This window comes from Streptomyces albus subsp. albus (assembly GCF_000719865.1).
Lineage (GTDB): Bacteria > Actinomycetota > Actinomycetes > Streptomycetales > Streptomycetaceae > Streptomyces > Streptomyces albus_E.
Genome location: NZ_JOID01000001.1, coordinates 122,990 through 147,126 on the forward strand (window position 1 = coordinate 122,990; position 24,137 = coordinate 147,126).

General features: G+C 72.4%; 22 protein-coding genes and 1 tRNA gene. 5 read left to right on the forward strand and 18 right to left on the reverse strand.

Annotated elements, in window-relative coordinates; translation table 11 throughout:
• Positions 1-32: 32 nt before the first annotated feature.
• The 10 genes from ruvB to pgsA all read right to left on the reverse strand — a co-directional run bounded on the left by ruvB (position 33) and on the right by pgsA (position 8,971).
• The gene (gene ruvB, locus IF83_RS0100530) at positions 33-1,118 is read right to left on the reverse strand and encodes a Holliday junction branch migration DNA helicase RuvB (RefSeq protein ID WP_030541975.1); all 1,086 of its coding nucleotides are present in this window, start codon (positions 1,116-1,118) and stop codon (positions 33-35) included.
• A gap of 95 nt (positions 1,119-1,213) precedes the next feature.
• A complete protein-coding gene (gene ruvA, locus IF83_RS0100535; protein WP_030541976.1) occupies positions 1,214-1,837 on the reverse strand; it encodes a Holliday junction branch migration protein RuvA in 624 nt (207 codons plus the stop codon).
• On the reverse strand, positions 1,834-2,499 hold the full coding sequence (gene ruvC, locus IF83_RS0100540; protein WP_051722320.1) for a crossover junction endodeoxyribonuclease RuvC: 666 nt from the start codon (positions 2,497-2,499) through the stop codon (positions 1,834-1,836). The genes ruvA and ruvC overlap by 4 nt, the downstream gene beginning before the upstream one ends.
• A 141-nt stretch (positions 2,500-2,640) precedes the next feature.
• Positions 2,641-3,402, reverse strand: a complete 762-nt coding sequence (locus tag IF83_RS0100545) for a YebC/PmpR family DNA-binding transcriptional regulator (protein ID WP_030541978.1) — start codon at positions 3,400-3,402, stop codon at positions 2,641-2,643.
• A 44-nt stretch (positions 3,403-3,446) separates the two neighbouring features.
• Positions 3,447-4,049 (reverse strand): pyridoxal 5'-phosphate synthase glutaminase subunit PdxT, encoded by a 603-nt coding sequence (gene pdxT, locus IF83_RS0100550; RefSeq protein WP_030541979.1) that lies wholly within the window; start codon positions 4,047-4,049, stop codon positions 3,447-3,449.
• Between the two features lie 181 nt (positions 4,050-4,230).
• Positions 4,231-5,148, reverse strand: coding sequence for a pyridoxal 5'-phosphate synthase lyase subunit PdxS (gene pdxS / locus IF83_RS0100555; RefSeq protein ID WP_030541980.1), 918 nt, complete (start codon positions 5,146-5,148; stop codon positions 4,231-4,233).
• Between the two features lie 178 nt (positions 5,149-5,326).
• Positions 5,327-5,872, reverse strand: coding sequence for a membrane protein (locus tag IF83_RS0100560; protein WP_037678106.1), 546 nt, complete (start codon positions 5,870-5,872; stop codon positions 5,327-5,329).
• A gap of 308 nt (positions 5,873-6,180) precedes the next feature.
• A complete protein-coding gene (locus IF83_RS0100565) occupies positions 6,181-7,374 on the reverse strand; it encodes a glycosyltransferase family 4 protein (protein ID WP_030541982.1) in 1,194 nt (397 codons plus the stop codon).
• Entirely contained in the window at positions 7,371-8,303 is a 933-nt protein-coding gene (locus tag IF83_RS0100570) for a phosphatidylinositol mannoside acyltransferase (protein ID WP_030541983.1), read from the reverse strand. Before IF83_RS0100570 ends, IF83_RS0100565 begins: the two co-directional genes overlap by 4 nt.
• Complete coding sequence (gene pgsA / locus IF83_RS0100575) at positions 8,300-8,971, reverse strand: phosphatidylinositol phosphate synthase (RefSeq protein ID WP_030541984.1); 672 nt, start codon at positions 8,969-8,971, stop codon at positions 8,300-8,302. The genes IF83_RS0100570 and pgsA overlap by 4 nt, the downstream gene beginning before the upstream one ends.
• A gap of 209 nt (positions 8,972-9,180) precedes the next feature.
• Between pgsA and IF83_RS0100580 the strand changes: the two genes are divergently transcribed.
• Entirely contained in the window at positions 9,181-11,397 is a 2,217-nt protein-coding gene (locus tag IF83_RS0100580) for an elongation factor G-like protein EF-G2 (RefSeq protein ID WP_030541985.1), read from the forward strand.
• Positions 11,398-11,587: 190 nt separating this feature from the next.
• Complete coding sequence (locus IF83_RS0100585; protein ID WP_030541986.1) at positions 11,588-13,234, forward strand: hypothetical protein; 1,647 nt, start codon at positions 11,588-11,590, stop codon at positions 13,232-13,234.
• Between the two features lie 180 nt (positions 13,235-13,414).
• Here IF83_RS0100585 and IF83_RS0100590 read toward each other — a convergent pair whose 3' ends face one another.
• The 4 genes from IF83_RS0100590 to IF83_RS0100605 all read right to left on the reverse strand — a co-directional run bounded on the left by IF83_RS0100590 (position 13,415) and on the right by IF83_RS0100605 (position 16,901).
• Entirely contained in the window at positions 13,415-13,972 is a 558-nt protein-coding gene (locus IF83_RS0100590) for an HIT family protein (protein ID WP_030541987.1), read from the reverse strand.
• Positions 13,973-14,094: 122 nt separating this feature from the next.
• Positions 14,095-16,074 carry a threonine--tRNA ligase gene (thrS, locus tag IF83_RS0100595; protein ID WP_030541988.1) on the reverse strand — a complete coding sequence of 660 codons (1,980 nt, stop codon included), beginning with the start codon at positions 16,072-16,074 and terminating at the stop codon, positions 14,095-14,097.
• A gap of 227 nt (positions 16,075-16,301) precedes the next feature.
• Positions 16,302-16,376: transfer RNA gene (locus IF83_RS0100600), tRNA-Val, on the reverse strand.
• Positions 16,377-16,439: 63 nt separating this feature from the next.
• Positions 16,440-16,901, reverse strand: coding sequence for an SRPBCC family protein (locus tag IF83_RS0100605; RefSeq protein WP_030541989.1), 462 nt, complete (start codon positions 16,899-16,901; stop codon positions 16,440-16,442).
• A 444-nt stretch (positions 16,902-17,345) separates the two neighbouring features.
• On the opposite strand from IF83_RS0100605, the gene IF83_RS0100610 reads away from it, so the two are divergent.
• From IF83_RS0100610 to IF83_RS0100620, 3 genes are all read left to right on the forward strand, one after another.
• Complete coding sequence (locus tag IF83_RS0100610; RefSeq protein ID WP_051722322.1) at positions 17,346-20,246, forward strand: SCO7613 C-terminal domain-containing membrane protein; 2,901 nt, start codon at positions 17,346-17,348, stop codon at positions 20,244-20,246.
• A gap of 217 nt (positions 20,247-20,463) precedes the next feature.
• Positions 20,464-21,312, forward strand: coding sequence for a helix-turn-helix domain-containing protein (locus IF83_RS0100615; protein WP_030541991.1), 849 nt, complete (start codon positions 20,464-20,466; stop codon positions 21,310-21,312).
• Positions 21,309-21,524, forward strand: coding sequence for a DUF397 domain-containing protein (locus IF83_RS0100620; RefSeq protein WP_030541992.1), 216 nt, complete (start codon positions 21,309-21,311; stop codon positions 21,522-21,524). The genes IF83_RS0100615 and IF83_RS0100620 overlap by 4 nt, the downstream gene beginning before the upstream one ends.
• A 90-nt stretch (positions 21,525-21,614) precedes the next feature.
• On the opposite strand, the gene IF83_RS31470 is transcribed toward IF83_RS0100620, so the two are convergent.
• From IF83_RS31470 to IF83_RS0100635, 4 genes are all read right to left on the reverse strand, one after another.
• On the reverse strand, positions 21,615-22,127 hold the full coding sequence (locus tag IF83_RS31470) for a hypothetical protein (RefSeq protein WP_244176733.1): 513 nt from the start codon (positions 22,125-22,127) through the stop codon (positions 21,615-21,617).
• A 21-nt stretch (positions 22,128-22,148) separates the two neighbouring features.
• Positions 22,149-23,423: an alpha/beta hydrolase gene (locus IF83_RS29660; RefSeq protein ID WP_244176735.1), complete on the reverse strand. Its 1,275-nt coding sequence runs from the start codon at positions 23,421-23,423 to the stop codon at positions 22,149-22,151.
• A gap of 75 nt (positions 23,424-23,498) precedes the next feature.
• The gene (locus tag IF83_RS34435) at positions 23,499-23,771 is read right to left on the reverse strand and encodes a hypothetical protein (protein WP_244176737.1); all 273 of its coding nucleotides are present in this window, start codon (positions 23,769-23,771) and stop codon (positions 23,499-23,501) included.
• 7 nt (positions 23,772-23,778) lie between these two features.
• Positions 23,779-24,078, reverse strand: a complete 300-nt coding sequence (locus IF83_RS0100635) for a hypothetical protein (RefSeq protein ID WP_030541994.1) — start codon at positions 24,076-24,078, stop codon at positions 23,779-23,781.
• Between the last annotated feature and the right edge of the window lie 59 nt (positions 24,079-24,137).

Genomic DNA, 24,137 nt, shown 5'->3' on the forward strand with positions numbered 1-24,137 from the left:
GGGGTTCCGGGGCGGGCGAGGGGACCGCGCCGTCAGACCCCGAAGAGTCCCTGCTGCGCCCCGGAGCCGCCCGCGCTCTGCGGCGGCCGCAGTCCCAGATGCTCCCATGCCGCCGGGGTGGCGACCCTGCCGCGGGGGGTGCGGGCCAGCAGCCCCTCGCGGACCAGGAACGGCTCGGCCACCTCCTCCACCGTCTCACGCTCCTCGCCCACCGCGACGGAGAGCGTGGACAGGCCGACCGGTCCGCCGCCGAACAGCTTGAGCAGCGCGCCGAGCACGGCCCGGTCCAGCCGGTCCAGGCCCCGGCCGTCCACCTCGTAGACGCCGAGGGCGGTCTCCGCGACGGCGCGGGTGATCAGCCCGTCCGCCTTGACCTGGGCGTAGTCCCGGACCCGGCGGAGCAGCCGGTTGGCGATCCTGGGGGTGCCGCGGGAGCGGCCGGCGATCTCCGCGGCGCCGTCGGCCTCGATCTCGACGTCCAGCAGCCGGGCGGAGCGGTGCAGCACCCGCTCCAGCTCGGCGGGTTCGTAGAAGTCCATGTGCCCGGTGAAGCCGAAGCGGTCGCGCAGCGGGGGCGGCAGCAGTCCGGCCCGGGTCGTGGCGCCCACCAGGGTGAAGGGCGGCAGTTCCAGGGGGATGGCGGTGGCGCCGGGCCCCTTGCCGACGACGACGTCGACCCGGAAGTCCTCCATCGCCATGTAGAGCATCTCCTCGGCGGGCCGGGACATGCGGTGGATCTCGTCCAGGAAGAGGACCTCCCCCTCGGCGAGTGAGGAGAGGATCGCGGCGAGGTCGCCGGCGTGCTGGATGGCGGGGCCGGAGGTGATGCGGATCGGGGCGCCCATCTCCGCCGCGATGATCATCGAGAGGGTGGTCTTGCCGAGGCCGGGGGCGCCGGAGAGCAGGACGTGATCGGCGGTGGCGCCGCGCTGGCGGGCGGCGCGCAGGACGAGGTCGAGCTGTTCGCGGACCCGCTCCTGGCCGACGAACTCGCCGAGGTTCTTCGGGCGCAGCGCCGCTTCGATGGCCTGGTCCTCACCGGCGGCGCCGGCGTCCACCAGCCGCTCCCCGGCCTCGGTCGCGGCCGCGGTGTCGGTAGGGGTGTCGTCCCAGTTCATGGTCTCTCTCAGCTCGGCGGGTACCGGTTGCGCGGGGTCCGGCTCACGGGTCCGGTTTCGCGGGGGCGGCGGGCGGTTCCGGGCCCGGTCCGGGGTCAGCGGGTGCGGTTCAGGGTCTGCAGGGCGGCGCGCAGCAGCTGCGGCACGGGCGGGGCGGTGCCCGCGGCGAGGGCCTCCTCGGCCTGCGGGCCGACGGCGGCCACGGCCTCCTCGGCCTCGCGGGGGGCGTAGCCGAGGCCGATCAGGGCGGCGTGCAGCTGCTCGCTCCAGGCGGCGGGGCCGGAGGCCTTCGCGCGGGCGGCGACGCCGGTGCCCAGGGGCTCGCCGAGCCGGTCCTTGAGCTCCAGGAGCAGCTTCTGGGCGCCCTTCTTCCCGATGCCCGGTACGGCCGTGAGGGCCTTCTCGTCCCCGGTGGAGACGGCGAGCCGCAGGGCGTCGGGGCTGTGCACGGCGAGCATGGCCTGGGCCAGCCGGGGGCCGACGCCGCTGGCGGTCTGGAGGAGTTCGAACACCTGCCGCTCGTCGTCGTCGGCGAAGCCGTAGAGGGTGAGGGAGTCCTCGCGGACCACCAGGGACGTGGCGAGCCTGGCCTGCTCGCCGAGGCGCAGCCCGGAGAGGGTGTCCGGGGTGCACTGGACGGCGATGCCGATGCCGCCCACCTCGACGACGGCGCTGCCCGGGGCGATCGCGGCGACGGGGCCGCTGACGAAGGCGATCACGGTGCTTCCCCTCCGGGGGTGTTCTCGGGCCGCGCGGCGGCCGGGCTCGCGGGGGCGGCGGACGCGCCCGCGGCCGGGGTGCCCGCCGGGCGCGGGGCGCGGGAGACGCCCGGCCCGCGGCCGGGGCCGGAGCGGAGCGCCGCGTGCTGGGCGCGCGCCAGGGCCTGCGCCTGCTGGAGGCGGTTGGTGGCGGGTGCGCGCCAGATGTGGCAGATGGCGAGCGCGAGGGCGTCGGCCGCGTCGGCCGGCTTCGGCGGCGCGGCGAGCCGCAGCAGGCGGGTGACCATCGCGCCGACCTGGGCCTTGTCGGCCCGGCCGCTGCCGGTGACGGCGGCCTTGACCTCGCTGGGGGTGTGCAGCGCGACGGGCAGGCCGCGGCGGGCCGCGCAGAGCATCGCGACAGCGCTGGCCTGGGCGGTACCCATGACCGTACGGACGTTGTGCTGGCTGAACACCCGTTCCACGGCGACGCAGTCGGGGCGGTGCTCGTCCAGCCACTGCTCGATGCCCCGTTCGACCAGGACGAGCCGGTCGGGGACGTCGGCGTCGGCGGGGGTGCGGACCACTCCGACGCCGAGCATCGTCAGCGGGCGTCCGGCCACGCCGTCGACGACGCCGACACCGCACCGGGTCAGCCCCGGGTCCACGCCCAGTACGCGCACAGCGGCGCCCCTCCCCTCGATTCGGTCAGGTGTTCCTGCAGGCTATCGGCTGCCGCTGACAGCGCGACGGGCCGACGGGGTGTGTCCCGTCGGCCCGTACCCTGCGATGCCGTGCGGCCGTGGTGGCGCGGTGCCCGTGGATCAGGCCTCGACCTTCGCCATGACCTCGTCCGAGACGTCGAAGTTCGCGAAGACGTTCTGCACGTCGTCGCTGTCGTCGAGCGCGTCGATCAGCTTGAAGATCTTCCGCGCCCCCTCCTCGTCCAACTGCACCTGCATGGTGGGGACGAAGCTGGCCTCGGCCGAGTCGTAGTCGATGCCCGCGTCGACGAGCGCGGTGCGGACCGCGACGAGGTCGGTGGCCTCGCTGATGACCTCGAACGACTCACCGAGGTCGTTGACCTCCTCGGCACCCGCGTCGAGCACGGCGCCCAGCACGTCGTCCTCGGTCAGCTTGCCGTCCTCGCCCTTGGGGACGATGACGACGCCCTTGCGGTTGAACAGGTACGACACCGAGCCCGGGTCGGCCATGGAACCGCCGTTGCGGGTCATCGCCACCCGGACGTCCGAGGCGGCGCGGTTGCGGTTGTCGGTGAGGCACTCGATGAGCACCGCGACACCGTTCGGGCCGTAGCCCTCGTACATGATGGTCTGGTAGTCGGCGCCGCCGGCTTCCAGACCCGCGCCGCGCTTGACGGCGCTGTCGATGTTCTTGTTCGGAACGGAGCTCTTCTTCGCCTTCTGGATGGCGTCGTAGAGCGTGGGGTTGCCGTCCGGGTCACCGCCCCCCGTACGGGCCGCGACCTCGATGTTCTTGATCAGCTTGGCGAAGAGCTTGCCGCGCTTGGCATCGATCACGGCCTTCTTGTGCTTGGTGGTTGCCCACTTGGAGTGGCCGGACACAGCCTCGCTCCTTCAACGACCCGATGAATACGAACTCCGCGATCCTACCGGTGCGCGGCCGCCGCCCCGCGCGCCATCTCCGCGAAGAGGGCGTGCACTCGGTGATCGCCGGTCAGTTCCGGGTGAAAGGAGGTGGCCAGCAGATTGCCCTGGCGCACGGCGACGGTGTGGCCGTCGTGCACGGCCAGCACCTCGACGGCGACGCCCGTGGACTCCACCCAGGGGGCCCGGATGAAGACGCCCTCGACCGGGCCGCCCTCGATGCCGGACACCTCGACGGCCGCCTCGAAGGACTCGTTCTGGCGGCCGAAGGCGTTACGGCGCACGGTCATGTCGATGCCGCCGACGGTCTCCTGGTCCTCCCTGCCGTCCAGGATCTTGTCCGCGAGCATGATCATGCCGGCGCAGGAGCCGTACGCCGGCATGCCGGCCCGCACCCGCGCCCGCAGCGGCTCCAGCAGGCCGAAGAGACCGGCCAGTTTGACCATGGTGGTGGACTCGCCGCCGGGGATCACCAGCGCGTCCACCTCATCCAGCTCCTCGGGACGGCGGACCGGGCGGGCCGGCGCGCCGGCCGCGGCGAGGGCGGCGAGATGCTCGCGGACATCGCCCTGCAGGGCGAGGACGCCGATGGCGGGGGTGGGCACGGGCACGGGTGGCTACCTCTTCGGGGGCGGGGTGGGGACGTCGCGGCGGGGCGCGGGCGGGGGCCGGGGGCCCGGCTCTCTCCGGACCGGTCACCGGGCCGGAGGGCGCGGGCCGTCCGCGCTGCCGCGCCGCCGCGGCCCGGGACACGGTCCGAGAGCCCGCGGCGGCGGGAACGGGCTGCTACCAGCCGCGATTGGCGTAGCGCTCGCTCTCCGGGAGGGTGTCGCAGTTGATGCCGACCATGGCCTCGCCGAGACCGCGCGAGGCGTCGGCGATCACCTTGGGGTCGTCGTAGAAGGTGGTGGCCTTCACGATGGCCGCGGCGCGCTTCGCCGGGTCGCCGGACTTGAAGATGCCCGAGCCGACGAAGACGCCCTCGGCGCCGAGCTGGCGCATCAGCGCGGCGTCGGCCGGGGTCGCCACGCCGCCCGCGGAGAACAGCACGACGGGCAGCTTGCCGAGCTCGGCGACCTCCTTGACCAGCTCGTACGGGGCCCGGAGCTCCTTGGCCGCGGCGAACAGCTCGTTGTTGTCGCAGGCGCGCAGCCGGCCGATCTCGGCCTTGATCTGACGGAGGTGGCGCACGGCCTCGACGACGTTGCCGGTGCCGGCCTCGCCCTTGGAGCGGATCATGGCCGCGCCCTCGGCGATCCGGCGCAGCGCCTCACCGAGGTTGGTGGCACCGCAGACGAAGGGGGTGGTGAAGGCCCACTTGTCGCTGTGGTTGGCCTCGTCGGCCGGGGTGAGGACCTCGGACTCGTCGATGTAGTCCACGCCGAGGGACTGGAGCAGCTGGGCCTCGACGAAGTGGCCGATCCGGGACTTGGCCATGACGGGGATCGAGACGGCGTCGATGATGCCCTCGATCATGTCGGGGTCGGACATCCGGGCGACGCCGCCGTCCTTGCGGATGTCGGCGGGGACCCGCTCCAGGGCCATCACCGCGACGGCGCCGGCGTCCTCCGCGATCTTCGCCTGCTCCGGGGTGACCACGTCCATGATGACGCCGCCCTTGAGCTGCTCGGCCATGCCGCGCTTGACGCGCGCGGTGCCGGTCTCGGGGGCGGACGGAGTGGAGCTGGGGGGCGTGGTGGACACGGTTTCGACCTCATTCGCTGCGGATGACGGCGGCCCGGTCCGCCCGGGGTGGGGCGGGGGTCCGGACACCTGTGTGGGACAGCTTCGAGGAAACCGCGCGGCGGTGTCGTACGGAAAGGGCCAATTTGCCGACGGTGGCCCGAACGGAGGGGCCAATCAGGGCCGCGCCGGGCGCCTCTCAGTGGCCGGCCGTGCGGTCCGTCAGCGCCTCCGGCGGTTCGTCGTCCATTTCGAACGCCAGCGGGAACGGGGCGTGGCCGGCCAGCCGGAACCAGCGCACCGTGCGGTGCTCGCGCAGGGCGCGCGCGGCGCGCACGGAGTCGTTGTGGAAGCGCCGGGCCATCGGCACCCGGCGCACCGCCGCGGCCAGTTCGTCCGCTGCCTCGTCACCGCCGGGCGCCTCCCGGACGGCCACTACCTGGCCGGGCTCCGCGAAGACGGCCCGCAGGGCCTGGGTGAGTTCGCTCTCGGTGACCTCGCGGTGCTCCTCCTCGGCCTGCCGGGCGGCGTGCGCGGTCTGGTAGAGCACCATGGACGCGGCCGGGTCGAGCACTCCGGCGGTGGCCAGTTCCTGGGCGACCGAGGCCCGGCGCAGCAGTTGTGCGTCGAGCGCGGCGCGGGCCGCGTCGATACGGGCGTGCAGGCGGTCCAGGCGGCCCGCGGTCCAGCTGAGATAGACGCCGATGAGGGCGAGGGCCACCGCTGTCCAGATGAGTGTGCTCACGGCGGGCCACAGTACCGGCCGGTCGGGCGCCTTCGGCGCCGCCCGGGGTCACCCGGGTTCCCCGGGGCGGGTGTTCGCGCTTCGCGCGGGTTCTTTTCGCGCTTCGCGCGGGGTTCTCCTCCCTCCCACCCGCCCGTTTGCCGTTCACCCCAGGCTCGGCCCCTGAAACGCCCCTGGCTAGCCGAATGCGCCCCCGGACGGCGGCCCCGGCACGCATCCGGTCCGGCCCCTGACGGCCGGCCCCCGACGGCGGCCCCGGTGTCCGTCAGTCCGGTCCCCGGTCCCGGGCGGTGCGGCCCCGGCGGGCGTCAGTCGCGGGCCAGGCCCCAGCGGGCCCTGAGGCCCGGGCGTTCGTCGGGGGCGACGGAGGCCGTGCCGTCGGTCACCGTCTCGTAGACGGAGAGGATGTCCGCGCCGACCGTCGACCAGTCGAAGCGGCGGACGTGGCGGCTGCCCCGCTCGCGGAGTTCCCGCAGCCGCGCCGGGTCGCGCAGCAGCCGGTTCGCCGCGCCGGCCAGGGCGGCGGCGTCCTCGTTCGGGTAGATCTCCCCCGCCCGGCCGCCGTCGAGCACCTGGACGAAGGCGTCGAGGTCGCTGGCGAGCACCGGGGCGCCGGCCGACATGGCCTCGACGAGGATGATCCCGAAGCTCTCGCCGCCGGTGTTGGGCGCCACGTACAGGTCGACGCTGCGCAGCAGCCGCGCCTTGTCCTCGTCGCTGACCATGCCGAGGAAGGTGACGTGGTCCCGCATCCCGGCGGGCAGTCCGGCGACGGCCTCCTTCTCGTCCCCCCGCCCCGCGACGAGCAGCCGGGCCTCCGGGTGCTCCGCGAGGATGCCCGGGAGGGCCTTCATCAGAACGGGCAGGCCCTTGCGCGGCTCGTCGATGCGGCCGATGAAGCCCAGCGTGGGGCCCCGGCCGCCGCCATCGGCGTGCAGAACGTCTCCCAGCCACTCGTGCTTGGGTTCGGCCCGGTCGAAGAAGCCGACGTCGACGCCGTTGGGGATCACCACGGCGTCCCCGCCGAGGTGTTCGACGAGGGTGCGCCGCGCGTACTCGCTGACCGCGATGCGCGCGCTGATCTTCTCCAGCGCGGGCTGGAGGATCGGGTACGCGGCGATCATGGCCCGGGAGCGGGGGTTGGAGGTGTGGAAGGTGGCGACGATCGGGCCCTGCGCCGTCCAGCAGGCGAGCAGCCCGAGGGAGGGCGAGGCCGGCTCGTGGATGTGCAGCACCTCGAAGGCGCCGTCGTGCACCCAGCGGCGCACCCGCGCGGCCGACAGGAAGCCGAAGTTGAGCCGGGCCACCGAGCCGTTGTACGGGACGGGCACGGCGCGGCCGGCCGAGACGACGTAGGGCGGCAGCGGGGTGTCGTCGTCCGCGGGGGCGAGCACGGAGACGGTGTGGCCGAGCCCGAGCAGGTGTTCGGCCAGGTCGCGGATGTGGAACTGCACGCCGCCGGGGACGTCCCAGGCGTACGGGCAGACGATGCCGATCCTCACGACGTCTCCGTTTCCGGTGCCCGGCCGCCGCCGCTCACCGCGCGCGGTTCCAGGTCGGCGGTCCACAGGCGCTGCAGCATGTGCCAGTCCTCCGGGTGCTCGGCGATGCCGGCGGCGAAGGCGTCGGCGACCTGCTGGGTCATGACGGCCGTGCGCTCCGGGCGGGTGCCGGTCTCCGGTACCCCCACGGCGGGGTGGATCTGCCCGCGCATCGTCGTGGGGCCGTCGTACCAGAGGGTGACGGGCAGCAGCAGGGCACCGGTCTGCTGGGCGAGCAGGGCGGGCCCGGCGGGCATCCGCGCGGGCTCGCCGAAGAACGACACCTCGACGCCGGACGCGGACAGGTCGCGGTCGGCGACGAGGCACACCAGCCCGCCCTCGCGCAGCCGGCGGGCCAGGGTGCCGAACGCGCTGCCGCCGGCGTGCGGCAGCACCTCCATGCCGAGGCTCTCGCGGTAGGCGACGAACCGGTCGTACAGCGATTCGGGCTTGAGGCGTTCGGCGACGGTGGTGAAGGGCCGGCCGAGACGGGTGGTGATCCAGGCGCCGGCGAGGTCCCAGTTGGCGAGGTGCGGCAGCGCCGCGACGACGCCACGGCCGCTCTCCAGGGCGTCCTCCACCAGGTGGATGTCCTTGACCTCCAGCCCGGCCCGGATCCGCTCCGGACTCCAGACGGGCAGCCGGAACGACTCCATCCAGTACCGCATGTACGAGCGCATCCCGGCATGGGAGAGCTCGGCCAGCCGCTCCGGGGACGCGTCGGGGACGACCCGGGCGAGATTGGACTCCAGCCGCAGGACGCTCTTACCGCGCCGCTTCCACGCGGTGTCGGCGATGGTCCGGCCGAGCCGCACGGCCGCGGGCTCGGGGAGTCTCCGTACGGCGCTCCAGCCCAGCCCGTACAGCGCGTCGGTCAGCTGCTCCCTCATGCGGCACCGCCCTCGGCGGCGCCGCCCGGCGCGGGCGCGGCGTCGGCCTCGGCGGCTTCCCGGCGCACGGTCACCATGCGCTGGCCGAGGGTGACGGCGCTGCCGAGGGCGACGATCCACAGCGCTATGGGCAGCAGCACGTCGACGCCGGGAACGCCGAAGGCGTGCAGTCCGGCGAGACCGGCCGCCACCAGCGTGATGACGAGCCGCTCCGCGCGTTCCACCAGCCCGTTGACGTTCACGGGCAGTCCGATGCTCTCGCCGCGCGCCTTGGTGTACGAGACGACCTGGCCGCTGGCGAGGCAGAAGATGGCGATCGCGCACAGCAGCAGGTTCTCGCCGCGGCCCGCGTACCAGAGGGCGAGGCCGCCGAAGACCGCGGCGTCGGCGACCCGGTCCAGGGTGGAGTCGAGGAAGGCGCCCCAGCGGCTGGACCGGCCGGCTTGGCGGGCCATGTTGCCGTCGACCAGGTCGGAGAAGACGAAGAGGGTGATCACGATCGTGCCCCAGAAGAACTCTCCCTGGGGGAAGAAGACCAGGGCTCCCGCCACCACTCCGCCGGTGCCGACGAGGGTGACCGCGTCGGGGCTGATCCCGAGCCGGAGCAGCAGAGCGGCGAACGGTGTGAGAACACGCGTGAAGAAAGCACGCGCGTACTTGTTCAGCATGGCCTTCCCGGAGGGTCGCTGGAGCCGGGCGGCCGGGGGGCCGCCGGGTGGCCCATCGTAGCCAGGTCCGCCCCACCCGCCTCCGCCGTCCCCGGGGCCGGGGGGCCGGACGGCCCGTCCCGCGGGGTGCCGGTAGGCCTATGGACGCCCGGTGTCCGCGGTGCAAAGCTCGAATGACCGCAACACGTGCAGTCCGGGAGGCGGTACACGTGGGCACTTCAGGCGTCAGGACACACCCCGGGGCCGCGGGCAGGGCAGTCGCGGCCGACCGGCCCTCCGCGATACGGAATGTGGTGCTGGTCGGCCACAGCGGCTCGGGCAAGACGACTCTGGTGGAGGCGCTGGCCCTCACCGCGGGCGCGGTCAACCGGGCCGGCCGGGTCGAGGACGGCACCACGGTCTCCGACCACGACGAGATCGAGCACCGGCAGGGCCGGTCGGTGCAGTTGTCCCTCGTCCCCGTGGAATGGGGCGGAATCAAGATCAATGTGCTGGACACCCCCGGCAGGGCGGACTTCGTCGGGGAGCTGAGGGCCGGTCTGCGGGCAGCGGACGCGGCCCTTTTCGTCGTCTCCGCGGCGGACGGCGTGGACGGCGCCACCCGCATGGTGTGGGACGAGTGCGCCGCCGTGGGGATGCCGCGCGCCCTGGTGGTGACGCATCTGGAGTCCGGGCGGAGCGACTTCGAGGAGATGACCGCCGTCTGCCGGGAGGCGTTCGGCGGTGACGACCCCGACGCGGTGCTCCCCCTGTACCTGCCGCTGCGCGGCGGCTCCGCCGGCTCCCCCGCCAACGGGAACGGGAGTTCCCCCGTCACCGGGCTGATCGGCCTGCTCTCCCAGCAGGTGTACGACTACTCCTCGGGCAGCCGGGTGGCGGCCGATCCCGGACCCGGTCAGCTGCCGCTGATCGAGGAGGCCCGCGGCCGGCTCATCGAGGGGATCATCGCGGAGAGCGAGGACGAGACCCTCATGGACCGCTATCTCGCGGGTGAGGACATCGACCTCGGGACGCTGACCCAGGATCTGGAACGGGCCGTGGCGCGCGGGACGTTCCACCCCGTCCTGGCCGCCGCCCCCGCCGCTCCCGGCGCGCGGCAGGGCCTCGGCACCGTCGAGCTGCTGGAGCTGATCACCGGCGGCTTCCCGACCCCGCCCGAGCGCGAACCCCTGGCCGTCACGACCCCGGAGGGCGAGCCGCGGCCGCCGCTCACCTGCGATCCGGAGGGCCCGCTGGCCGCCGAGGTCGTCAAGACCTCCTCGGACCCGTACGTGGGCCGGGTCAGCCTGGTCCGGGTCTTCTCCGGGACGCTGCGGCCCGACGAGACCGTGCACGTCTCCGGCCACGGCCTGGCCGACCGGGGGCACGAGGACCACGACGTCGACGAGCGCGTCGGCGCCCTCTCCGCCCCCTTCGGCGGACAGCAGCGCCCGCTGGAGCGGGCCGTCGCCGGGGACCTGGCGTGCGTGGCCAAGCTCGGCCGGGCGGAGACCGGGGACACCCTCTCCGCCAAGGACACGCCGCTGCTGCTGGAGCCCTGGGTGATGCCCGACCCGCTGCTGCCGGTCGCGGTACGGGCGCACAGCAAGGCCGACGAGGACAAGCTGTCGCTGGGCCTCTCACGGCTCGTCGCCGAGGACCCGACCATGCGGCTGGAGCAGAATCCGGAGACCCACCAGGTGGTGCTCTGGTGCCTGGGCGAGGCACACCGCGAGGTCGCGCTGGAACGGCTCCGCGGCCGCTACGGCGTCCGGGTCGACGCCGAGGCGCACCGGGTGCCGCTCCGGGAGACCTTCGGCGCGAGGGCGACCGGGCGCGGCCGGCACGTCAAGCAGTCCGGCGGGCACGGGCAGTTCGCGATCTGCGAGATCGAGGTCGAACCGCTGCCGGCCGGTTCGGGCATCGAGTTCGCGGAGAAGGTGGTGGGCGGCGCCGTCCCCCGGCAGTTCATTCCTTCGGTGGAAAAGGGAGTGCGCGCCCAGGCCGAGCGCGGGGTCGCCGCCGGCTATCCGCTGACCGACATCCGGGTCACCCTCCTCGACGGCAAGGCGCACTCGGTGGACTCCTCCGACGCCGCCTTCCAGACGGCGGGCGCGCTGGCGCTCCGGGAGGCCGCGCGCGGGTGCCGCGTCGATCTGCTGGAGCCGGTCGCCGAGGTGCGGATCCTGGTGTCGGACGACTGCGTGGGGCCGGTGATGAGCGATCTCTCCGGGCGCCGCGGCCGGGTCGTCGGCACCGAACAGGCGGGCCCGGGGCGCGCGCTCGTCCGCGCCGAGGTGCCCGAGCCGGAGATCGGCCGGTACGCGGTGGACCTGCGCTCGCTCTCGCACGGCACGGGCCGGTTCAGCCGCTCGTATCTGCGCCACGAGCCGATGCCGCCGCAGCTCGCCGAGAAAATCCGCGCCGCGGACGGGCAGAGCGGATAGCGGACGAGGAGCGGGCGGGAGACGGAGAGCGGGTGGGAAACGGGACGGAAAAGGCCGGTAACCGTCCGGCGCGGGTCAACTCCCCTGCGCCGGACGGCCATCGCTCGCTACGCTGAGACGCAGGCCGGCAGGTGTGCCGGGGACGGAACCCGGGAAGAGGCCACGCAGCGGACGAGCGGTGGGGGCATTAGTGGCGAGCAGCGATTTCGACTTCAGGCCCGGGGCGCAGGTGCCGCTCTCCGGCGGGGCGGGGCAGACGGCGGCGACCGCGGCCCTGGCCTCGGCCGCCTACCGGGACAGCCCGGTCGCGGAGATCCTCAAGGCCGACAACGAATGGCACAAGTCGGCCATCACGCCGCCGAAGCTGTCGCTGTTCGAGCCCAATCTCGGTGAGGCGTTCTCCCGGGCGGTCCAGGTGCGGATGCTCGGCGGCGCCCGCAAGGCCCTCGTCCAGTCCTTCGGGATGGAGCCGCAGACCGTCGTCGAGCACTGCCTGGCCGCCAGCCGCATCCGCAAGGAGCGCGACACCCGGCTGACGGTGCTGATGGTGGTGTTCGGGCTGCTCTTCCTGCCCGGGCTGCTGCTGTGGCTCGTCATGTTCCAGCTGCGGCGCACGCTCGCCGGGGCGTCGAACAAGCGGGCCGGCGCCTTCGGCATGGCAGTGCTGGTGGCCTTCGGGGTGCTGGCCGTGGTGTTCCTGATCAAGCTGCCGTTCACGGGGTTCTGGGGCATCTATCTGCGGGCCATGATCGTCGCCCCGGTCGTCGGCTGGCTCTGGGCCAAGCAGGTCTGCGAACGCACGGCGGCCGATCTGCGGGAGCGCTGGGACGGGCTGCTCTCCGGCGGTGTCATCGGGGCGAAGATCCCGGAGGCGGTGCCGACGAACCCGAACGAGACCGCGGCCGAGCAGCTCCGGCAGAATCTGGCCAAGCTCACCGCCGAGCAGAACAGCAATCTGGTCTTCTACGCGGGCCCCAAGGGCATCCTCGGCATGGGCACCCGGTGGGGCAGCTGGCAGCTCGCCGAGGAGCTCGTGCCCAAGGACCCGGACAAGGACATCGACCCGTTCCGCAGCTGGGACATCGTCCGCGCGGTGCACGACCAGCTGAAGCTGCTGGAGCGCACTCCGCTGCACACCGGCGGTTTCACCGCTCCCGCGGTCACGCACTGGATCGTCGCCCCGGTCGGCGAGGGAGCCGGAGAGGTCTCCCGCCCCGGTGACGACGGCTATCAGATCCGGCCCGGCGAGATACAGCGCATCTGCGACCAGCAGCAGTTCGGCAGCGGCAACCGGCACTACCTGGGAGTCCAGTTCGTGCTCTGGGACGGCCAGTTGGTGATCACCCTGCTGGTCAACGTCACGGTGCTGCACCACACGTTGCGCATCGAGGTCACGGGGCACGCGCTGGGCCCGGTGCACGGGCTGTTCACCACCAAGCCCTCGCCCAAGACGGAGACGATCTCCAAGACCGTCAAGTTCTGGGAGACCAAGGAGCGTTCCCTGCCGCTGGTGGACGCCAAGGAGGTGGTGCGGCTCGCCGCACGCGCCCCGCTGACGTGGTTCCCGGCGGTCCTCGACCACATGGGCGGCAAGCTGGGCCTGCCCGAGCCGTTCGGCCTCCGGCACGCCTGGGCCGACCAGCCCTGGCGCCACCGCTTCATGGCGGACGACGCCCTGCGCGCGGCCACTCCGGTGCTGCGCGTGGTGCACCAGGCCGCCATACGCGTCCTCGAAGAGCACGACGTGGACACCGAGCGCTTCGGCAACCGGGCCGGCTTCCTCAGCGGAGCGGTCCAGGGAGCGGAGCCGGGCAAGGCGGACGTCTACAACGCCTGACGCTCCCCTGACGCTCCCCTGACCCCCGCTGGCGTCCCCTGGCATCCCCGTGTCCCGGCCTCGCCGGTTACGGAACGCGGCCGGTGACCGGCCCCGTGAGGGGCCGCGGTCACCGGCCGTGTGTTTGCCCGCCCGGGCGCGGAGCCGCGCGCGGACGGGGCCGTCGGCTGCCCGGGGGGCTCAGCTCTCCGGCCAGGCCGCGGCCAGCAGGCGGCGGGTGTCGGCCAGGAGTTGCGGCAGCACCTTGGTGTGGCCGACGACCGGCATGAAGTTGGTGTCCCCGCCCCAGCGGGGCACCACATGCTGGTGCAGATGCGCGGCGATGCCCGCGCCGGCGGTGACGCCCTGGTTCATGCCGATGTTGAAGCCGTGGGCCCCGGAGGCGGTGCGCAGCGCCGTCATGGCCTGCTTGGTGAGCGCGGCCAGCTCGGCCGTCTCGGCCTCGTCCAGCTCGGTGTAGTCGGCGATGTGCCGGAACGGTACGACCATCAGGTGGCCGCCGTTGTAGGGGTAGAGGTTGAGCACCGCGTAGACGTGCTCGCCGCGGGTGACGATCAGGCCGTCCTCGTCGGACTTGGCCGGGATGGTGCAGAACGGGCAGCCCTCGGTGCCGGGCCCGGTCGGCTTGTTCTCGCCCTGGATGTACGCCATCCGGTGGGGCGTCCACAGGCGCTGGAAGGCGTCCTGGGAACCGACTCCGATCTGCTGCTCCGGCTCACTCGTCATGACGGCCAGCATATTCGCCCGGCGCGGGCGGCAACGCGGCGAGGGGGTGGCTCCCGGCAAGGAGCCACCCCCTCCCCCGCCGCCCGCGCGGGGCGGCGGGGCCGTGCGGCCGGGCGCTCGGAAGACCGGGACGCTCAGACCTGGACGCGGCGGGCCACGGCGTCGGCGATCTCGCGCAGCGCCTCGTCCCGCGGGATGCCGTTCTTCTGCGAGCCGTCGCGGTAGCGGAAGGAGACCGCGCCGTTCGCCACGTCCTCGTCACCCGCGATGACCATGAAGGGGATCTTCTCGCGCTGGGCGTTGCGGATCTTCTTCTGCATCCGGTCCGAGGAGGCGTCCACCTGGAAGCGCAGCCCCCGCTTCTTCGCCTCGGCGGCGAAGTCCTGGAGGTACGGGACGTGGGCGTCGCCGATCGGGATGCCGACCGCCTGCACCGGCGCCAGCCAGGCCGGGAACGCGCCCGCGTAGTGCTCCAGCAGCACCGCGAAGAACCGCTCGATGGAGCCGAACAGCGCGCGGTGGAGGACGACCGGGCGCTGCCGGGAGCCGTCGGCCGCGGTGTACTGGAGGTCGAAGCGCTCCGGCATGTTGAAGTCCACCTGGATCGTGGACATCTGCCAGGTCCGGCCGATGGCGTCCTTGGCCTGCACCGAGATCTTCGGCCCGTAGAACGCGGCTCCGGCCGGGTCCAGGACCAGCTCCAGGCCCTGCTTCTCGGCCGCCTGCCGCAGTGCCTCGGTGGACTCCTCCCACACCTCGTCGCTGCCGACGAACTTCTCCGGGTCCTTGGTGGACAGCTCCAGGTAGAAGTCCTCCAGGCCGTAGTCGCGGAGCAGGTTGAGCACGAAGGTGAGGAGCGAGTCCAGCTCGGCCGCCATCTGCTCGCGGGTGCAGTAGATGTGCGAGTCGTCCTGGGTGAAGCCGCGAGCGCGGGTCAGCCCGTGCACCACACCGGACTTCTCGTACCGGTAGACCGTCCCGAACTCGAAGAGGCGCAGCGGCAGTTCGCGGTACGAACGGCCCCGGGCGTCGAAGATCAGGTGGTGCATGGGGCAGTTCATGGGCTTGAGGTAGTAGTCCTGGCCCTCGTCGAGCTGCATGGGCGGGTACATGCCGTCGGCGTACCAGTCCAGGTGGCCCGACTTCTGGAAGAGCGTGCCCTTGGTCGCGTGCGGGGTGTAGACGAACTCGTACCCGGACTCCTCGTGCCGCTTGCGCGAGTAGTCCTCCATGACCCGGCGGACGACGCCGCCCTTGGGGTGGAAGACGGCCAGACCGGAGCCGATCTCCTCGGGGATCGAGAAGAGGTCCAGCTCGGTGCCGAGCTTGCGGTGGTCGCGCTTCTCCGCCTCCGCCAGGAAGGTGAGGTGCGCCTTCAGCTCGTCCTTCGTCGGCCAGGCGGTGCCGTAGATGCGCTGGAGCATCGGGTTCTTCTCGCTGCCGCGCCAGTACGCCGCGGCGTTCCGCATCAGCTTGAAGGCCGGGATGGTGCGGGTGGTCGGCAGGTGCGGGCCGCGGCAGAGGTCCTTCCAGCACAGCTCGCCGGTCTTGGCGTCGAGGTTGTCGTAGATGGTCAGCTCACCGGCGCCGACCTCGACGTCCGCGCCCTCGCCCGCGGTGGCGGAGGAGCCCTTGAGGCCGATCAGCTCCAGCTTGTACGGCTCGGAGGCCAGCTCCTCGCGGGCGGCCTCGTCGGTGACGACGCGGCGGGAGAAGCGCTGGCCGCGCTTGATGATCTCCTGCATCTTCTTCTCGACGGCCTTGAGGTCGTCGGGGGTGAAGGGGCGCTCGACGTCGAAGTCGTAGTAGAAGCCGTCCTTGACCGGCGGGCCGATGCCGAGCCGGGCCTCGGGGAAGAGCTCCTGCACGGCCTGGGCCATGACGTGCGCGGTGGAGTGGCGCAGGATGTTCAGGCCGTCCTCGGTGGCGATGCCGACCGGCTCGACCTCGTCGCCCTCGGCGAGCTCGTACGCCAGGTCCTTCAGCTCGCCGGCCACGCGGGCGGCGACGATCGAGCGGTCGCCGGCGAAGAGATCGGCCGCCGTGGTGCCCGTCGTCACCACGCGCTCTTCCCGCTCGGAATCGCGATGGATGATCACACGGACGTCTGACACCGGTCTCTCCTGACTGATGGGTTCGCGCCGCAGCGGACGCTGCGCATGCGAATCGTACCGAGCCGGACGGCCGCCCCGCGAAACGCTTTGCGTCCGGCGCCGGCCCGGGCTGTGCGCGGCCGGGACCCCGGATGGCAGGAAAGCCCCGGACGGCGAAAAGGCCCTCCCGCAGAGGAAGGGCCTGTGGCCTGCCCGGCCCGCTGCGGGGCCGTGCCGTGCGTCAAGGGTGGTGGGCGATACTGGGTTCGAACCAGTGACCTCTTCGGTGTGAACGAAGCGCTCTCCCACTGAGCTAATCGCCCTCGGAGTGCCGGGGTTTCCCCCTGCGGCTCGGGCCTGACAATACAGGGCGCGGAGGAGTTCCTTCAAACGGCTTCGGCGAGCCTGGCCCGCAGGCCGCGCTGCCCGCCCCGCATCATCAGCCGGTGGTTGGCCCGGAACAGCGGGCGGCCGGGTACGGCGAGCGCGCGCAGCAGCCTGCGGCGCACGGTCACCTCCTGTTCGAAGAGCGCGTGGCTCCCGCCGCCGCGGTCACTGCGGCGGGCCGTCACCGTCCAGCGCGCCCAGCCCTCCAGATCGCCGCTCAGGGCCGTCTCCAGCACCCCGGCCACCGGGTCGCGCCGGCTCTCACGCGCGGTGACGACCAGGTCGTACGGGAGCACGGAGCGGAAGCGGGCCCGTCCGGCGCCGGTCGGGGTGCGCTCGGCCTCCCGCACGTGCGGCCACCACAGCGGGTACTCCTCGGGCCGCTCCAGCACCGCGTAGACCGCCCCGGGCGGTGCGTCGAGCGTCCAGAGGCTGCGGAAGCGGTAGTGGTGCGGGTCCATGGGCGTCTCCTCCTCGGTCCCTGCTTTCCCTTACCCGTCTTCCCGGCCGGTGTTCCTCCTCCCGGGCTTCGCTTCCCTGCCGGCGTCGCGGTCGGCCCCGCCCGGACCGGCTCGTCCGGCCGTGGCCTCTCCCCCGGGCCGGATCGGCGGGGACCCGCGGCTCCCGGACGATCGGGCTCCGGGCATGGGATCGCAGCTCACGGCGGCGTAGAGTCTGCCCACACCAGCGACGCTCCCTCTTCGAACGGTCCGGGCCCGTCCCCCCGGCCCCGCCCGGTCCCCCGGAGGCACAGCCACCCGGCACCACGGACGCCGGGGCGGGGCGCTCTCCGTCCCGGGAGAAGGTGCGCTCCGGTGCGGACCGCCCTGTCCGGGACGGTACTCACGTTCGACTGAGTAGGGGTACCCATGCCGGGGACCGCTGAAGGCGACAGACTCCCGCCCATGAAGAACGAGCCACCGCCCGCGCCCGCTCCCGAAGGGGACGCGGAAGCCGAACTGCGGGAGATCGACCGCGCACTGGCCCGGATCGACGCCGAGCGTGCCCGGCTGCTCGCGCGCAGGTCCGAGCTGGTCGCACAGCTGTGGGGACGGCGCTCGCGCGCGTCGGCCGCGAGCGGCGGGCCCGGGAGTACGCTCCCGCGCCCGGTGGACCGGCGGGAGGCGGGCGCACCGACGGTGCGGAACGTGCTGCTGACCCTCGGCGGGATTCTCCTGGCCGTCGCCGTGATCGCCTTCACCGTCCTCAGCTGGGGCCGGATGGGCATCGGCGGCCGTGCCGCGGTGCTCGGCGTGCTGACCGTCTGCGCGCTCGCGGTGCCCGTGCCGCTGCTGCGGCGGAGGCTGGGGGCCACGGCGGAGGTGATCGCCTGCCTGGGGCTGCTCCTGCTGGTACTGGACGCCTACGCCCTGCACCGGGTGGCCCTCCCGGGCGTCGACGGCACGGCGTACGCGGCCATCGTGAGCGCGGTGCTGGCCGTGGTGTGGGCCGGGTACAGCCGGCTGTTGTCCCAGCTTGTGTCGCCGCCCGGGGCGGGGAACTCCTCCCCGGCGAGCAGTGGCGCGGTGAGCGTTTCGACCGGCGGTGCTCCGGGCGGTGGTGTCCCGGGCCGCGCCCTTCCGGACGGCGGCGGCAGGGTGCCGCGGCTGATCCCCGCCCTGGCCGTACTGCCGGCCCAACTGCCGCTGCTGCTCTGGTCCATCGCGGTGGAGGCGGACGCCTTCGGCTCCGGCGCCGCGCTGCTGGCCACGGCCGCGCTCGACGCCGTGATCGCCCTGCGCTTCGCACAGCCCGCGATACGTCGCACGGCGGCGGTCCTGGGAACGCTCGCGGGCGCCGCCGGTCTCATACCGGCGGTGTGGATGTCGGTGACCGCGTGGGACGTCGCGGAGGCGGCACGGGGAGCCCTCCTGTTGTGCGGCGCGGCCGTGGTCCTGTGGTCCGTCGCGCCCCGCCTCCCGGCATCCGGCGCGACCGCCACCCCGCCCGGGACGGCTACGGACGCCCGGCCGGTTACGGGAACGGGCCCGGGGGCGGCTCCGGGCACCGTCCCGTCATCCACGCCGAGCCGCAGCCCCGCGCCCGGCACGGCCAACGCCACCCCTGGGACAGCCAAGGGCGCCGGGCCGGTTACGGGAACGGCATCGGGCCCGGTGGCGGGCCGCAGCCCCGCGCTGGTCTCCCTCGCCCTCCGGTCACACCGCGGACCACGGGCCATTCTTCTGTCCCCGGCCGTTCCCGACGCGGTCGCCGGGCTGGCCGTCGTCACGGCGGCCGGGGGCCTGCTGCGCGTGGCTCTGCCCGCAGGGTTCGCTGTGGCGGGCTATCTGCTGTGCGCCGTGCTGCTGCCGTACGCCGTGAGCGCGGTCGGGCACCGCGCGCCGGAGCGCGCGGTGGAGCGCGGTACGGCCGTGGCCGCGGGCGTCGTTCACGCGCTCGCCCTGCTGTGGGTCCTGCCGGACACGGCCTCCGCCCTGCTGGGGCCGCTCGGCTGGGTGGACGCGGTGTGGGAGGGCGCTCCGCGCGGGGCGCGCGCCGCCGTGGCACCCGGCGTGCTCTGGTCGGGCGGTGCCGTCGTGCCGGTCGTCCTGGCGATGCTGGCCGTCTCCGTGTGCGCGGCGTCCCGGCTTCGCGCCGGGCGGCCCGGGACGGCGGCGGACGCGGGGGCGGCGACGGCCCCGGCCTCCGTCCCCGGAACAGCTACAGCCACGTGGCCCGGACACGGGGCCGCCTCGGCGGGCGCCCTCGTCCTCGCCGCCGCCGCGGCGGCGGTGCTGCCGGTGACCCTCGATCTCCTGTACCCGGTTGCGGTCCTGCTGCTCACCGCGCAGGCGGCCGTGCTGCTGGTGGCGGCCGGGACCTCGGGGCCCGTGGTGGTCTCGCGCACGGCGCTCGCCTGCGCCGTGGCGGTGGCGGGTACGGCCGCGGCCTGGAGCCTGGCCGAACGGCCGGTGACACAAGGGGCGTTGGCAGCACTGGTCGTGGCGTTCACGGTAGCCGCCGTGACATCCCCGGCCGACGACCGCGTGCGGCAGCCCGTGACGGCGTGCGCGGCGGTCGCAAGCGCCGTCGGGCTGGTGGTGGCGCTGTGCGCGGGCGCCGGCTTCCCGGCGCACCACACGGCTTTCGCCGTCCTCGCCGCGGCGGCGGCCGTGGAGCTGCTGGCGGCCCGGTTGCGGAAGCGCCCGGTCGGGCTGCCGCTGGAGGTGACGGGTGCGGTCACGGGGCTGCTCGCGGTAGGCCTCGCGATCGCAGGGCCGGCGGCCGTCCTCGCTGCCGTGCTGGCTCTGGCCGGTGTGGTGGCCGCGGGCTGCGCGCTCCGCGCCGACCGCCACCGCACCGCCGGTTACGCGGCCACGGCGCTGTTCGTCCTGGCCACGTGGGTGCGGCTCGGCTCGGCCGGGGTGGAGGCTCCGGAGGCGTACACCCTTCCGGTGACCGTCCCGGCCCTGGTGGTCGGGCTGCTGCGGCGCCGCGCGGACGCGACGGCCTTGTCGTGGGTGGCGTACGGCCCCGGGCTGTCCGTGACGTTGCTCCCGAGCCTGGCGGCGGTGTGGGCGGACAGCGGCTGGACGCGTCCGCTGCTGCTGGGCCTGGCGGCGCTGGGCCTGACCCTGCTCGGCGCTCGCGCCCGGCTCCAGGCGCCGCTGCTGCTGGGCGGCGGGGTGCTGGCCCTCGTCGCCCTGCACGAACTCGCCCCGTACCTCGTGCAGATGGCGGACGCGCTGCCGCGCTGGGTCCCGCCCGCGCTGGCCGGACTCCTGCTGCTCGGCGCCGGCGCCACGTACGAACAGCGGCTGCGCGACGCCCGCAGACTCCGCGAGCTGCTGGGCCGCATGCGCTGAACGGGCGTGCGGCGCGGGGCACTTCCCGGCGGCGGGGACCGTACCGGGCGTGGAGGGAGCGCGCGGGCCGGGAGGGGGGCGGCCGGGCGGCCCGTCACCCGACCGGTGGATTGTCACGGTCAACTCCCGGAAGACCCGCGCGCCGTGCGCGATGACGTCACTACGTTGAGTGGAATCACCCAGCTCAACACGTGCAACGCATCGGGGGCACCGCACCGTGACGACCGACCACCTCGGGAACGCCGAGAACCTCGACCCCTACAGCTCACCCAAGACCTTCTTCGGGGCCGAGCTGCGCCGCCTGCGCGAGGCCGCCGGCCTCACCCAGTACCAGCTCGGCGAGCGGGTCTTCTGCTCGCGCGACTACATCAGCCGCTTCGAGTCGGCGTCCCGCCGCCCCCAGCCGGAGGTGTCCAGGCTCCTGGACGAAGTCCTGGGCAGCGGCGAACACTTGCAGCGCCTCTGCCGACTCGCCCGGCTCTCGAAACACCCGGACTACTTCGCGGACGCGGCGGACCTGGAGAAGCATGCCGCCACGATCAGCGAGTACGCGCCAATGCTGGTACCCGGGTTGCTGCAGACGGAGGCGTACGCGCGCGGGCTGACGCGGGCAACGCTTCCTTACGCCGCCATCGAGGAGGTGGAAACCCATGTGGCCGCCCGTATGGAGCGAGGTGGCCGGCTGGACGACCCCGGAGCACCCGAGTTGTGGGCAGTCCTTCACGAAGCCGCACTCCGTGTTCCCGTCGACGGCCCAGAGGTCATGCGTGAGCAACTCGATCGACTGGTGACCTTGGGGCATGACCACAGCCGCGTCGTCGTGCAGGTGGTCCCCTACTCGGCCGGGCCGCACCCGCTGATGTACGGCACGACGCTGCTGATGACGTTCAACGATGCTCCTCCCGTGGCCTACACGGAAGGCGCGCACACGGGCCAGCTCATCGACGATCCAGCTCTGGTCGCCAAGTTCGACAGGTCATACGATCACGTGAGGGCCGCAGCACTGCCCCCGAGGGCGTCCCTGGCTTTGATCGAATCGGTAGCGAAGGACTACACATCACCATGAGCACCGACCACGACCTGAGCACCGCTGTCTGGCGCAAGTCGTCCTACAGCAACGGCGAAGGAGGTGCGTGCGTCGAGGTCGCCGACAACATCCCCGGCGCGGTCCCCGTCCGGGACAGCAAGCTCCCGGACGGCCCCTCCTTCACCATCCCCGTGGACGGCTGGGCCCTATTCGTGACGGCGGTGAGAAACGGAACTTTCCCGTTGCGCTGAAGGCCCCGCCCCCACAGCACGCCGCGTCGCACCACCGCGGGCACGCCACCGCCTCGTAAGCCCTGAAGGTCAGGCAGGGGTATGCCGTTGTCACAACTGCTGCTGTTTGACACCCGGCGGGAGGAGGCAGGGAGTCCTGACGATAAGGGTGAGCAGGTCATCAGAAACGTCACCAGCCGAGACGAAATGGCGCTGTTTCGGATGTTTGGCGTCAACGAGGTTTGCAGGTCTAACTTTTGGGTCGGACCTGTAGCCGACGATCTCAAACCCTTCCTCTTCAAGCTTGTCCCTCACTGCACGGATGGCGTCGGCGTGCCGCTCTTTCGACAGCTTCGCACGAATGTGATAGCTGAGGTTGAAACGGCCGTCGTCAGCGATTTCATTATTTTTGCCGATACACTTTGAGAAGTTCGCCGTGTGCGACTTGGGAACGATTTCAGCTTTGGCTGTGCGCGCCATGGACTCCGTCCAATGCTTCGCCCATTTTTCAGCCTTCTCCTTGCTCATCCTGGGCAGCGGATCGTTGATCGAATCCTCGGACATGCAAGCTCCCAATAGAAGAACACTGGCCAGGACCAGGGAAATTTTGCCGAATATGCGCATCGGCCCACGACCTCCTTCAAGTCAGCGGTTCGCGTTGTTGTCGGGCGTGAGACCGGCGATAATTCTCCCTTGATTCTCCAGGCTTTGACTGCCGTCGTCCCAGTAACCGCTGTGTCCCTTTGTGTCGACGAACATGCGCTGCGCACCGAAATCGGCACTCTTGGGATCCTCACCGAGTGTGGCACCCGATGCGACGTTGGCCACCAGGTCGTCCTCTGCGGCCCCCACCCACAATCGTCCGGGATCCACATGCAGCCGATCAGCACGATCGACCGTCAACCCTGGGCTGCCGAGAACCACCAAATCGTCAGCATCAAGCCCCTGGCCACCAGCGTCGGCTGCTCCTGTCGTAGTGGATCCATAACTGTGGGCGAGAACCGTCAGATGGGAGCGCTCACCTTCGTGAGCGGCGCGGAGACCGTGCGTGAAGTCGCGGAGATCTTCCGCCCCATCCTGCGCTCTTCCCTGGGTGGCAATAGCCGGGTTGAGCTCAAAATCCGGGAACTGGAATTTCGCCTCTGGGGCGTCATAGTCCAGCCAGCTGATCACGGCGACCTCGCGGCCCCGTCCGGGAAGCCACTCCGAGGCCGCATCCTGCAGTTTTCCCGCTCTCTCGATCTGACTGGACACGTTATCCAGTTGGTTGCTCGTCCCCGGGACCTGGACGGCCGTGTGCTGGGCGGTGTCCGGATTTCCGACGGCGACGGCCGCTCGGCCGTCTTTCTCCGTGCTGAACTGGAGCAGATACAGTCGTTTGTGGGCAGGAACCGTGTCCGTCTGGTCCAAGCGTTCCTTGAGCGCGTTCAGGGAGCGGTAGTTGTACCTGTCGCTGAACCCGAGATCGCCTTCCCGGAGCGCGTAGTCGTTGAGGCGCATGTCCAGCACCGTGCGGTTCGCCTGGTCCCGGGCCGTCGCGGGCAGGCCGTCCAGCGTGCCGATCCGGTCGGGATAGGCGGCCAGGTAAAGGCCCTGCTCCTCTTCGCCCAGCCCGGACCACCACGCGGCCGTGCGCTGCGGATCCTTCCCGTCGGGCAGGTCGTTCTTGTCGAGCCCGGCGAACTCGGCAACCCGGGCCGCGTCTTCCTGGGCGTGGGCGGCGCCGTACATCTTGTCGAGATCGAAGGGGTCGAGCGCCCGTAGGATCTCGCCGGCCTCGTAGGACGCAGAGGAGGCTGCGAACAAGGCCGCCTCGATCGCGGCGCGGTAGCCGCCAAGTCCGGCGTTGGCCCGTTCCTGCACGCCCGCGTACTCCGGGTCGTTGTGGTACTTGGGATCCACGGCCTGCCTGGCCTCCACCCAGCCGTCCTCCGACACATGGTGGCCCGCGTCCTCGGCCTCCGCGACCGCACGACGCAGTTTCCGCTGGGCGGTCTACATCTTGGTGCTCAGAGTGTCCAGAGTCGCGGCGATCAAGCCGGCGTTGAGCCGGGCGGTACCGAGCTTGCTCTCGGTGGCCTCCATCGCGGCGAAACCATAGTGGGCGCTGACACCGGTCCAGCCGGCCGCGTGCAGAGGGCCGGTCACCCGCCTGCCGCTTCCGGTTTGGGTATCCCCGAGCGCCTCAGCGAGTTTCTTCCAGGAGGTCGCGGCGCTCTCCAGATCGGAGAAATCCTGGCGGAGAAGGCGTGCGTAATGCTCCAACACGGAGTCTTCACCAGCCCCTGAAGCAGGCCGCTACTTCCTGCTCCTGGATGTCATTGCCTGCGACGAGGAGTCGCATGCCCTCCGCATGAGATGCCAGCTTTTCACGTAACGCCCCCAGGGCCTCCCCCCACCCTTCGCCGGTCTCCCGCAGCGAGGGCCCAACCGACCAGTCACGGAAGGCCGCCGCCGCATCGGCCAGGTCCGTGACCGCTTTGTCCAGGGGCGGTCCGAGGTCCTCCACCAAGGTGTCCGCGGCTCCGGCTGAAGCCAGTAACTCTTTCCGGGAGATGTTGAGATCCCAGGCCACGCCATACCCTCCCCGTAATCAACTGCTGCCCGAGCGTAGCCCATACGGGTGTCACTCCC